This window comes from Variovorax ureilyticus (assembly GCF_050632185.1).
Taxonomy (GTDB): domain Bacteria; phylum Pseudomonadota; class Gammaproteobacteria; order Burkholderiales; family Burkholderiaceae_C; genus Variovorax; species Variovorax ureilyticus_A.
The window spans coordinates 3,381,348-3,393,004 of record NZ_CP192579.1; the positions used below are offsets into that span (position 1 = coordinate 3,381,348).

Below are 11,657 nucleotides of genomic sequence, written 5' to 3' on the forward strand. Positions count from 1 at the left end.
TTTCCAAAGGCCAGCACGGTTAAAATGGCCGGTTGCGCTCGCCTCCGACCGCACCCACATCCAGCCATGTCCGACCACCTGATTCCCTCCGTCCCCACCCCTGCGGCGGCGCCTGCCGCGTCGGCCGCCGCCATCGACGACAACCAGCTCATCGCCGAACGGCGCGAAAAACTGAAGGCACTGCGTCAAGCGCAGGCCGAGGGCAAGGGGGTCGCGTTCCCCAACGACTTCAAGCCCGCCGACCGCGCGGCAGCGCTGATCGCCGCGCACGGCGAAACGCCGGCCGACGTGCTCGACGCGACGCCGATCGCAGCCAGCGTCGCCGGTCGCATGATGCTCAAGCGGGTCATGGGCAAGGCCAGCTTCGCGACCGTGCAGGATGCCACCGGCCGCATCCAGCTCTATGTCACGCGCGACGCGATCGGCGAGGACGCCTATGCCGAATTCAAGCACTGGGACCTCGGCGACATCGTCGGCGCCGAAGGCACGCTGATGAAGACCAAGACCGGTGAGCTCTCCGTGAAGGTGACCTCCCTGCGCCTGCTGACCAAGAGCCTGCGTCCGCTGCCGGACAAGTTCCATGGCATGGCCGACCAGGAACAGAAGTACCGCCAGCGGTACGTGGACCTCATCACCGACCAGGCCGCGCGCGAACGCTTCGCGGCCCGCAGCCGCGCGGTGAGCGCCCTGCGCGACTTCATGGTGGGCAACGGTTTCCTCGAGGTCGAGACGCCGATGCTCCACCCGATCCCGGGCGGCGCCAACGCGAAGCCCTTCAAGACGCACCACAACGCGCTGGACCAGGAGATGTTCCTGCGCATCGCGCCCGAGCTGTACCTCAAGCGCCTGATCGTCGGCGGCTTCGAGCGCGTGTTCGAAATCAACCGGAGCTACCGCAACGAAGGCATCTCCGTGCGGCACAACCCCGAGTTCACGATGATGGAGTTCTACGCGGCGTACTGGAACTACCGCGACCTGATGGACTTCACCGAGACGCTGATCCGCACGATCGCCGACAAGGCCGTGGGCACCCAGCAGCTCAGCTACCAGGGCAAGCCGGTCGACCTGAGCCAGCCTTTCGAGCGGCTCACGATCCGCGAAGCGATCCTCAAGTACACCGACGCGGGCTCGAATGTCGACGACGCCACCTGGCTCACCAATGCGCTGCGCAAGCTGGGCCTGAGCGAAGAGAAGGACAAGCTCTCGCAGCGCAGCCTCGCCTCGCTGCAGGTGATGTATTTCGAAGAGACCGTCGAAGAGAAGCTCTGGCAGCCGACCTTCATCATGGAGCACCCCACCGAGATCTCGCCGCTGGCGCGCGCCAACGACGAGCGCCCCGAGGTCACGGAACGCTTCGAGCTCTACATCACCGGCCGCGAATTCGGCAACGGCTTCAGCGAGCTCAACGACGCCGAGGACCAGGCCGCCCGATTCAACGCGCAGGTCGCCGCCAAGGACAGCGGCGACGACGAAGCCATGTTCTTCGACCACGACTTCGTGCGCGCGCTCGAATACGGCATGCCGCCCACCGGCGGCTGCGGGATCGGCATCGACCGGCTCATGATGCTCTTGACCGACTCGCCGAGCATCCGCGACGTGATCCTCTTCCCGGCCCTGCGGCGCGAATCTTGAGCGCGAGCGCGCCGGCGATCGGCATCGACTTCGGCACCTCGAATTCCGCCGTCGCCTTCGTGGCCGACGACGGGCTCGCACGGGCCCTGCCGCTCGAAGGCGCCGCGACCACCATTCCGACGGCGATCTTCTTCAACGCCGAAGACCGCACCACCCACTTCGGTCGCGAGGCGGTCGCGCTCTATCTGGCCGGCGTCGAGGGCCGGCTGATGCGCTCGCTCAAGAGCCTGCTCGGCAGCTCGTTGATGCAGGAACAGACGGAGGTTTTCGGAGGACGGATCGGCTTCGAGGACATCATCACCCTCTTCCTGGCCGAACTCGGCCGCCGTGCGCGCGCACAGCTCGGGGCCCAGCCGGGCCGTGTCGTGATCGGCCGACCGGTCCACTTCGTCGACGATGACGAAGCGCGCGACCGGCAGGCCGAAGACACGCTGCGCAGTGCCGCCAGGAGCGCGGGCTTTGGCGAAGTCAGCTTCCAGTACGAACCTCTTGCCGCTGCGTTCGACTACGAGCGGCGCGTCGAGAAGGAGTCGCTCGTACTCATCGTCGACATCGGCGGCGGCACCTCGGACTTCACGGTGGTGCGGCTCGACCCGGCACGCATGTCGAACGCCGATCGTGCCGCTCAAGTCCTGGCCACGACCGGCGTGCACATCGGCGGCACTGACTACGACCAGCGCCTCAGCCTCGAATGCGCGATGCCCGAGTTCGGATTCCGCCATATCGGCCGAGAGGGGCGCGAGGTGCCGAGCCGGACCTTCTTCGACCTCTCGTCGTGGCACCTGATCAACTGGCTGTACGCGCCCAAGGCGGTCCGGCAGGTGCAGGAGCTGCGCACCAGCTACGCGGACACCCGACTGCACGATCGGCTGATGAATGTGCTCCTGAACCGCGAAGGGCATCGGGTGGCCAGCGAAGTCGAAGCCGCGAAGATCCGTGCCTCGACGACGAATGCCGATGTCTCGATCGATCTCTCGTGCGGCGAGCGCGATCTTGCCGTCGCCCTCACTGCCGAAGGCATGGCACGGCACCTCGGCCCGCTGCTGGCGCGCGTGATCGCCTCTGCCCGCGAGTGCGTGCGTCTGGCCGCGCTCGGCAACGATGCGCTGGATGCGATCTACCTGACCGGCGGCTCGTCGGCGCTGCGCCCGTTCCAGCAGGCGCTGGGCTCTGCATTCCCCGGCGCGAAGATCATCGAGGGCGATTTCTTCTGCGGCGTGGCAGCCGGCCTCGCCTACACGGCCGCCGGCACGCGGGCGGCCCAGCCGGCATGAAGTACCTCGCCGCGTACCCTGCGGCGCTGCGGACCCAGGTCGAGCAGGTCATCGCGCAAGGCCGGCTCGCCGATCTGCTGCGCGGACGCTACGGCGACGCGCACGACATCCGCACGGATCGCGCGCTCTATGACTACGTGGGCGAACTCAAGAACGAATTCCTGCGCAACGCCGAGCCGCTGTCGAAGGTGGCCTTCGACAGCAAGCTCCATGTGATCCGCAACGCGCTCGGCACGCACACGACCGTCTCGCGCGTGCAGGGGAGCCGGCTGAAGTCCAAGCGCGAGATCCGCGTCGCGAGCCTGTTCAAGGAAGTCCCGCTCGAATGGCTACGCATGATCGTCGTGCACGAACTGGCGCACATCAAGGTGCGGGAGCATGACAAGGCCTTCTACCAGCTCTGCGCGCACATGGAACCGGGCTACCACCAGTACGAGTTCGATCTGCGGCTGTACCTGACGCACCTCGATGGCGGCGGCGAGCGGCTCTGGTCCGCGACCGCCGCGCCCGGAAGCCCGTAGTCAAGGCTTGGGCAGCATCCGGGCGGCGCTGCAATACGCGGCGGATTGCATCAGGGCATCCCAGCCCACGGCCGGCGTGGCGGGCAGGAGGCTTCTGCGGCGCGCTTCGCTCGTCGGGTCCGGCCTCCACCGGCCGTCGCGGGCCGCGGCGGCGAAGCCGTCCAGCAGCGCATCCAGCACTGCGCCGTCGCCGATGCTCTGGTTGCACAGCAGCGCCAGATCGCAGCCCGCATGCAAGGCGGCCAGCGCGGCATCGACGTAGCTGAGGGACTCGCCATCGATCCGCCGTGCCGCCTCCATGCTGAGGTCGTCGCTGAACACTGCGCCATCGAAGCCGAGCCTGCCCCGCAGGATCTCCTGCAGCCATTTCGCGGAGAAGCCTGCGGGGCGCGCATCGACCTTGGGATAGATCACGTGCGCCGGCATCACCGCGGCCAGCGAGCCGACGAGCCAGTCATAGGGCCGCGCATCGTCCGCCAGGATCGCCCTGAGGCTGCGGCGGTCGACCGGGATCGCCACGTGCGAATCGGCCTTGACGAAGCCGTGCCCCGGAAAGTGCTTGCCGCAATTGGCCATTCCGGCCTGCAGCAGGCCATGCATCAGGCTGCGCGCGAGCACTGCGACAACGCGCGGATCGCGATGAAAGCTGCGATCGCCGATCACGCTGCTTTCGCCGTAGTCGAGATCGAGCACCGGCGCGAAGCTGAAGTCGACCCCGCATGCGCGCAGCTCGGCCGCCAGCACGTGACCGCAGGCGACCGCCGCCTGCGTCGCCCGCAACGCGTCCTTCATCCACAGCTCGCCCAGCGTGCGCATCGACGGCAGCCGCGTGAACCCGTCGGTACGGAATCGCTGCACGCGGCCGCCCTCATGGTCGACGCAGATCAGGATGTCGGGACGGATCGCCTTGATCTCGGCGTTGAGGGCGACCATCTGCGCGCGGTCCCGCCAGTTGCGGGCGAAATGAATCACGCCGCCCACCAGCGGATCGGCCAGCCTTCGGCGGTCAGCCGCATCCAGTTCGGTTCCCGCGACATCGATAATCAGCGGGGCATGCAGGGCAGTGTCGGTCATGTTTTGTCGCCGGGCCGCCCCAAGACGAAATGCGCCCCCTCGGGGGGCAGCGAGGACACGGCGTGCCGAGCGTGGGGGTCTGTGATGCGTTCGACCACGACGAAGCTCGCCGCATAGTCGGTTTCATCGGTCACGGTAACGTGGGCCGTCAGGCCCTGCGCTTCGAACCAGCTCTTGAGTTCGCCGTGCAACACGATCACCGGCTTGCCGCTCTTCTGGTTGACGATCTCGCACAGGCGCCAGCTCATCGGAATCCGCATGCCAAGGCCGATGGCCTTGCTGAAAGCTTCCTTGGCGGAAAAGCGCGTGGCGAGATAACGCAAGCCGCGCTTCGGCCATCGGGCACTGCGCGCCTGCCAGACCGCGAACTCGGCGTCGCCCAGGACCTTGCGCGCGAAGCGCTCGCCCTGGCGTTCCAGGGTCGCCGAGATGCGCCGGACATCGCAGATGTCCGTGCCGATGCCGTAGATCACCTCAGGGCCTGCTCGCGGGCGTCTTCGATGCGCTGCAGGTATTCGCGCGTGGCGGCGGCGTAGCCCAACTCCAGCGCATCGGAGACGAAGGCGTGGCCGATCGACACTTCGCGCACGCCGGGCACCGCGCGCAGAAATTCGGTCAGGTTGTCGCGGCTCAGGTCGTGGCCGGCATTGACTTCGAGACCGGCCGCCTGCGCGGCACGCGCCGCCTCGGCGTAGAGCCGCAGTACAGAATCCGCGTTCGACGTGTCACGCGACGCCGCATAGCCCTCGGTGTAGAGCTCGACGCGGTCGGCTCCGACCGCCTTGGCCCCCGCCATCATGTCGGGATTCGGGTCCATGAACAGACTCACGCGCACGCCCAGGGCCCTGGCCTCCGCGATGACCGGACGCAGGCGCTCGGCATCTTCCGGAAAGCTCCATCCGTGATCGCTGGTCGACTGCGTCTCGCTGTCCGGCACGAAGGTCGCCTGCTGCGGACGCAACTCGCGCACGAACTCCATCAGGTTGTGGAAGGGATTGCCTTCGATGTTGAACTCGGCTTTCGGCCACTCCGTGCGAAGCAGCGCCGAGAGGTCGCGCACGTCCTGCGGTCGGATGTGCCGCTGGTCGGGCCGCGGATGCACGGTGATGCCGTGCGCACCGGCGTCGAGGCACATCGACGCTGCGAACAACACGCTCGGAATGCCGAGCTGGCGCGTGTTGCGCACCAGCGCGACCTTGTTGAGATTGACCGACAGGGCGGTGGAATTGGAGGAGCTCATAGGGCTTGCAGGTCCCGCATCATCTGCCGCGTACGCAGCGTTGCAACGCCGCAATGGTAGTTGAGCAAAGTACGCAATTGGGTGCGCAGGGCGCCATTGACCCCGGCGCATGCGCGGAGCGTGGCGATGAACGGTGCGTGATCGTCGAGCGCGGCCTGCAGCGCCTGCCAGTCGGCGCCCCGCAGCGAAGGCTCGCCTTCGAAGGCCTCGCGAAGGCCTGCTTCCGGCACGAGGGTGTAGCGGGTCGCGGCATCGAGCGGCGCGAGCGTGAGTGTCTGCGCATCGAGCGCCGGCAGCAAACCGATCTCCCGCAGCAACAGCAGCTCGAAGGCGCGCAAGGCGGCGGACTGCGTCGCGGCCTGCGCGGCCGCATGGTCGCCGGCGAGCACCTGCACCACGCCGGCATAGGCATCGAAAAGCGCTTCGTGCGGATCGTCGCGCGCCAGCAGGCGCAGCAGCAATTCGTTGACGTAGTAGCCCGAGAGCAGCGCCTCGCCGGTCGGCATCACGTGGCCGCCCATCCATTCGGCACTCTTGAGCGTGCGGATCTCGGCATCGCCCGAAAAGCCGAGCTGAAGCGGCTGCAGCGGCAGCAGCACCGGCCGGAAATTGGAGCTCGGCCGTTTCGCCCCCTTGGCCACGAGCGCGATGCGGCCGTGGTGGCGAGCGAAGATCTCCAGGATCAGGCTGGACTCGCTCCAGTCGTAGTGGTGGAGCACATAGGCCGGCTCGTGCGAGACGCGCTTGACCGCCACTCACTCATACCCGAACGAACGTACGCGGGCCTCGTCGTCGGCCCAGCCCGATCGCACTTTGACCCAGAGTTCGATGAAGACCTTGGCATCCATGAGCTTTTCGAGCTCCTGCCGTGTCTCGGTGCCGATGCGCTTGATGCGCTCGCCCTTGTCGCCGATGACCATCGCCTTGTGGCCTTCGCGCTCCACGACGATCGTGGCGGCGATCTTGACCAGTCGCTTCTGGCCCTTGCGCGCCGGGGGCTCCTCGGTGAACTTGTCGATGACCACGGTCGAGGTGTAGGGCAGCTCGTCGCCGGTCAGGCGGAACAACTTCTCGCGCACCATCTCGCTGGCCAGGAACTGCTCGCTGCGGTCGGTGAGTTCGTCTTCGTCATACCACCACGCCTGCTCCGGCAGGTACTTCTCGCAGATGCCGAACAGGCGCTCGACATCCTTCGGATTCTTGGCGGACATCGGCACGAACTCGGCGAAGGCGTGCTTTTTCTGCATGTCCTGCAGCCAGGGCGCGATGTCGGCGCGGCGATGCACGTGGTCCAGCTTGTTGGCGATCAGCACCGTGGGAATGCCGGTACCGAGCAGCCTCAGTACCCGTTCGTCCGCGGCGGTGAAGCTGCCGGCCTCGACCACGAACAGGATCAGGTCGACGTCGGATACGGCACCGACCACCGTCTTGTTGAGCGATCGGTTCAGTGCGTTGGCGTGCAGCGTCTGGAAACCCGGCGTGTCGACGAACACGAACTGGGTCGCGCCCAGCGTGCGCATGCCGGTGATGCGGTGCCGCGTGGTCTGCGCCTTGCGCGAGGTGATGCTGATCTTCTGGCCGACCAGCGCATTGAGCAGCGTCGACTTGCCGACGTTGGGCTTGCCGACGATGGCCACCAGCCCGCAGCGCTGCGATTCGGGAGAAGTGGTGGTGGTGGCGGAGTCGATGGGTTCGTTCATGGGGATGCCTTCGCGCCGCGCGCCTTGAGCCGGATCAGCATCGCTGCCGCGGCGGCCTGCTCGGCGGCGCGGCGCGAGCCGCCGATGCCGTGCTCATGCAGTCCCAGCTCGGACGCCTCGCATTCGACTTCGAAGGTCTGCTTGTGCGCAGCGCCGAGCGTTCCGACCACGCGATAGACCGGCAGCTTCATTTTGTGGCCCTGAAGCCATTCCTGCAATTCGGTCTTCGGGTCCTTGGCGGCCGCTTCCATGCGCGGATTGATTTCCACGGATTCGTAGAGGCGCTGGACCAGCGCCTGCGCGGCACCGAACCCGGCATCGAGATAGACGGCGCCAATGACCGCCTCGAGTGCGTCGGCGAGGATGGACGGCCGGTTCTGGCCACCCGAGCGCGCTTCGCCTTCGCCAAGTCGCAAAAGCGGAGAGAGGGCGAGCCGGAGCGCGAGCTGGTGCAGCGTGTCCTGCTTGACCAGATTGGCGCGGACACGGGAAAGGTCGCCCTCCGGCATCGCGCTCAGCCGCGTGTACAGCAGGTGCGAAACGGCGAGGCTGAGCACCGAATCCCCCAGGAACTCGAGGCGCTCGTTGTGATCGGCCGAGAAACTGCGATGCGTCAGCGCGCGCTGCAGGAGCCGGAGGTCTGCAAACGAATATTGGAGCCGCGCCTGGAGCGCGGCGAGGCCGCCTTCGTTCACCGTACGGCCGGCCTGGAAGTGGAGGCCATCAGCTCGAACGGCCGCGGTACTTCAGCAAGAGGTAGGCGGGACCGAAGAGATGGATCTCGCGGTCATAGGCGAAGGAGACGACGACCTTGTCGCCGTCCTTGCGCACTTCGAGATCCTTGCCGGTGACGGAGGTGAAGTCGTCGATCGCCTGGGCGCGATCGAAGATGGCGCGGACTTCGGGCACGGTCGTGCCTTCCTTTGCCTTGTTGGCGGCCTTCGTGATGGCCTGGTACTCGATCAGCGTCGGGATCACCTGCGCCACCACCACCCCGAAACAGGCCAGCACGATCGCCACGAACAGCAGCCCGATGAACGAAATCCCGCGCTGCTTCTGACTTGCCACTAAAGACTTCATGCCCTCTTCCCTATGTAGTCACCGATTAATTATTGGAACGTGCCGATGCGCCGCCAGTCGCTGAAATTCATCCAGATCAGGAACGCCCTGCCGACGATGTTCTGGTCCGGGACAAATCCCCAATAGCGCGAATCCAGAGAATTGTCGCGGTTGTCGCCCATCATGAAGTAATACCCCGGAGGCACCTTGCACACCACGCCTTCAACACTGTAGCGGCAATTCTCCTGGAAAGGGAACGGCATGATTTCCGCTTCGGAGAGGCCGGCACGGCGGGCGTCGTCATTGAGGATGTCGTGCTGCGTGCCATTGAGGTTCTCGGCGTACTGCTTGAGGTAGCGCATCGTCTCCTCGTCGAAATAGTCCGGAATGGCGTCCTTGCTGACCGGCTGGCCGTTGATCGTCAGTTTCTTGTTCAGGTAGGCCACCTCGTCGCCCGGCACGCCGACGACTCGCTTGATGTAGTCCATGCTCGGCTTGGGCGGATAGCGGAACACCATCACTTCCCCGCGGGCCGGCGGCCGGCCCTCGGTGATCTTGGTGTTGATGACCGGCAGGCGCAGACCGTAGACGAACTTGTTGACCAGGATGAGGTCGCCGACGAGCAGTGTCGGCATCATCGAGCCGGAGGGGATCTTGAAGGGCTCGGCCACGAACGAGCGCAGCAGGAACACCACCAGGATCACGGGGAACAGCCCCGCGGTCCAGTCCAGCCACCAGGGCTGCATGAGCAGCCGTTCGCTCGCCTTGGCGTCGACGGTGTCGACCTGGGTGATGCCCTGGCGGGCGAGCTCCTCGCGCCGGTTCGCGAGCGATGACTCGAGCGCAGCCGCAGCGCGCCGGCGCCTGGGAAGGAAATAGAAGCGCTCGGCCAGCCAGTAAATGCCGGTGACGACGGTGGCGAGGAACAGCAGCAGGGCAAAGTTGCCTTCGACCGCACCGAAATACCAGGTGCCGATATAGCCGACAAAGGCCGCCAGAATCAATGAGGTGATAAATGCCATCTTTTAGTCTTCGACTTGCAGGATGGCGAGAAAGGCCTCTTGAGGGACCTCGACCGAGCCGATCTGCTTCATTCTTTTCTTGCCCGCCTTTTGCTTTTCGAGCAGCTTGCGCTTGCGGGTGATATCGCCGCCGTAGCATTTGGCGAGCACGTTCTTGCGCAGCGCCTTGATTGTCTCACGCGCAATGATGTTGGCCCCGATGGCCGCCTGGATGGCGACGTCGAACATCTGGCGGGAAATGATCTCGCGCATCTTGCTCACGACCGCACGCGCGCGGTACTGGCTCTGGCTGCGGTGAACGATGATCGACAGCGCGTCGACCTTGTCGCCGTTGAGCAGGATGTCGACCTTGACAACGTCCGACGCGCGGTATTCCTTGAACTCGTAGTCCATCGATGCATAGCCGCGACTGACCGATTTCAGCTTGTCGAAGAAATCGAGCACGATCTCGCCGAGCGGCATCTCGTAGGTCAACATGACCTGCCGGCCGTGATAGGCCATGTTCATCTGGATACCGCGCTTCTGGTTGGCGAGCGTCATGACCGCGCCCACATACTCTTGCGGCATGTAGATGTGAACCGTGACGATCGGCTCGCGGATCTCCGCCATGCGGCCGACGTCGGGCATCTTGGACGGGTTCTCGACCATGATGACTTCGCCGTCACTCTTCAAGACCTGGTAGACCACGCTCGGGGCGGTCGTGATCAGGTCCTGGTCGAATTCGCGCTCCAGGCGTTCCTGCACGATCTCCATATGCAGGAGCCCCAGGAAGCCGCAGCGGAATCCGAAGCCGAGCGCCTGCGAGACCTCGGGCTCGTAATGCAGCGAGGAATCATTGAGCTTGAGCTTCTCGAGCGCATCGCGAAGCGAGTCGTACTCGCTCGCCTCGGTCGGATAGAGGCCGGCGAAGACCTGCGGCTGGATTTCCTTGAAGCCAGGGAGCGGCTCGGTCGCAGTGGCCGCCGCGCCGCCGGTGCCGGTCTTGATCTGCGTGACCGTGTCACCCACCTTGGCGGCCTGCAGCTCCTTGATGCCGGCGATGATGTATCCGACCTCGCCCGCCTCGAGCGACTGGCGCGCCTCGTTGGCGGGCGTGAACACGCCGAGGTTGTCGGCGTTGTAGCTGGCGCCCGAAGCCATCATCTTGATGCGATCGCCCTTCGCGAGACGGCCATCCACCACGCGCACCAGCATCACGACGCCCACGTAGGCATCGAACCAGCTGTCGATGATCATGGCGCGCAGAGGTCCGTCGGGATTCCCTCGCGGCGGCGGCACCTTCGCAACGATCGCCTCGAGAATCTCGTCGATCCCCATGCCCGTCTTCGCCGAGCACGGAATGGCTTCGGATGCATCGATGCCGATCACGTCTTCGATCTCGGCCTTCGCGTTCTCGGGGTCCGCCTGCGGCAGATCCATCTTGTTGAGCACAGGCACCACTTCAACGCCGAGGTCGAGTGCGGTGTAGCAGTTCGCCACCGTCTGCGCTTCAACACCCTGGCTCGCATCGACGACGAGCAACGCACCTTCGCATGCGGAGAGCGAGCGACTCACTTCGTAAGAGAAGTCGACATGGCCCGGCGTGTCGATCAGATTGAGGTTGTAGATCTGTCCGTCGTTCGCCTTGTAGTGCAACGCAGCGGTCTGTGCCTTGATGGTTATCCCACGCTCCTTCTCGATGTCCATCGAGTCGAGCACCTGCGCTTCCATCTCGCGTTCAGCGAGACCACCGCAACGTTGGATCAAGCGATCCGCAAGCGTCGACTTGCCGTGATCGATGTGCGCAATGATCGAAAAATTTCTGATGTGATTCATCAACGGGAACGCTTAAGTACTTGAATTGGCTCGGGCGCAGCAGGCAACGGACAAGAAAAAAGGGCGCGTCCACAAGAGACGCGCCCTGAACCAACAAGCAATGGCAACTGCAGTAGTTGGAACTTCATTGTAGGCAAAAAGGGGGCGCGTACAGTCGGGCCAAGGCCCTCGGGCGGTCGTTGCAGGTCAGCAACAGCCCACTTATAAACAACTTATCAACAGTATCGGTGGAGCAATTCCTTAACAACTTGTGGGCGAACTGTGGACCGTCGGTGGACGGACGGCAGGCATCTCGCATCGTGAAGAACCTGCCCCCGCTT

At 65.1% G+C, this 11,657-nt stretch carries 12 protein-coding genes; 3 read left to right on the forward strand and 9 right to left on the reverse strand.

Going from position 1 to position 11,657, the window contains the following annotated elements:
• Positions 1–66 precede the first annotated feature (66 nt).
• The 3 genes from lysS to ACQ858_RS16660 are packed head-to-tail and all read left to right on the forward strand — an operon-like array spanning position 67 to position 3,427.
• Positions 67–1,632 carry a lysine--tRNA ligase gene (gene lysS, locus ACQ858_RS16650; protein WP_431273763.1) on the forward strand — a complete coding sequence of 522 codons (1,566 nt, stop codon included), beginning with the start codon at positions 67–69 and terminating at the stop codon, positions 1,630–1,632.
• On the forward strand, positions 1,629–2,906 hold the full coding sequence (locus ACQ858_RS16655) for an Hsp70 family protein (RefSeq protein WP_431273764.1): 1,278 nt from the start codon (positions 1,629–1,631) through the stop codon (positions 2,904–2,906). The genes lysS and ACQ858_RS16655 overlap by 4 nt, the downstream gene beginning before the upstream one ends.
• Entirely contained in the window at positions 2,903–3,427 is a 525-nt protein-coding gene (locus ACQ858_RS16660; RefSeq protein ID WP_431273765.1) for a YgjP-like metallopeptidase domain-containing protein, read from the forward strand. The genes ACQ858_RS16655 and ACQ858_RS16660 overlap by 4 nt, the downstream gene beginning before the upstream one ends.
• Here ACQ858_RS16660 and nagZ read toward each other — a convergent pair whose 3' ends face one another.
• The 9 genes from nagZ to lepA are packed head-to-tail and all read right to left on the reverse strand — an operon-like array spanning position 3,428 to position 11,337.
• Positions 3,428–4,501 (reverse strand): beta-N-acetylhexosaminidase, encoded by a 1,074-nt coding sequence (gene nagZ / locus ACQ858_RS16665; RefSeq protein ID WP_431273766.1) that lies wholly within the window; start codon positions 4,499–4,501, stop codon positions 3,428–3,430. It abuts the gene before it with no gap.
• On the reverse strand, positions 4,498–4,974 hold the full coding sequence (gene acpS, locus ACQ858_RS16670; protein WP_431273767.1) for a holo-ACP synthase: 477 nt from the start codon (positions 4,972–4,974) through the stop codon (positions 4,498–4,500). Before acpS ends, nagZ begins: the two co-directional genes overlap by 4 nt.
• Positions 4,971–5,741, reverse strand: a complete 771-nt coding sequence (locus tag ACQ858_RS16675) for a pyridoxine 5'-phosphate synthase (RefSeq protein ID WP_431273768.1) — start codon at positions 5,739–5,741, stop codon at positions 4,971–4,973. The genes acpS and ACQ858_RS16675 overlap by 4 nt, the downstream gene beginning before the upstream one ends.
• A complete protein-coding gene (gene recO, locus ACQ858_RS16680) occupies positions 5,738–6,496 on the reverse strand; it encodes a DNA repair protein RecO (protein ID WP_431273769.1) in 759 nt (252 codons plus the stop codon). The genes ACQ858_RS16675 and recO overlap by 4 nt, the downstream gene beginning before the upstream one ends.
• Positions 6,497–7,441 (reverse strand): GTPase Era, encoded by a 945-nt coding sequence (gene era, locus ACQ858_RS16685; protein ID WP_431273770.1) that lies wholly within the window; start codon positions 7,439–7,441, stop codon positions 6,497–6,499. It abuts the gene before it with no gap.
• Complete coding sequence (gene rnc / locus ACQ858_RS16690; RefSeq protein ID WP_431273771.1) at positions 7,438–8,136, reverse strand: ribonuclease III; 699 nt, start codon at positions 8,134–8,136, stop codon at positions 7,438–7,440. The genes era and rnc overlap by 4 nt, the downstream gene beginning before the upstream one ends.
• Positions 8,137–8,164: 28 nt before the next feature.
• On the reverse strand, positions 8,165–8,521 hold the full coding sequence (locus ACQ858_RS16695) for a DUF4845 domain-containing protein (RefSeq protein WP_431273772.1): 357 nt from the start codon (positions 8,519–8,521) through the stop codon (positions 8,165–8,167).
• A gap of 29 nt (positions 8,522–8,550) precedes the next feature.
• Positions 8,551–9,522 carry a signal peptidase I gene (gene lepB, locus ACQ858_RS16700; protein ID WP_431273773.1) on the reverse strand — a complete coding sequence of 324 codons (972 nt, stop codon included), beginning with the start codon at positions 9,520–9,522 and terminating at the stop codon, positions 8,551–8,553.
• A 3-nt stretch (positions 9,523–9,525) separates the two neighbouring features.
• Positions 9,526–11,337, reverse strand: coding sequence for a translation elongation factor 4 (lepA, locus tag ACQ858_RS16705; RefSeq protein WP_431273774.1), 1,812 nt, complete (start codon positions 11,335–11,337; stop codon positions 9,526–9,528).
• Positions 11,338–11,657 lie beyond the last annotated feature (320 nt).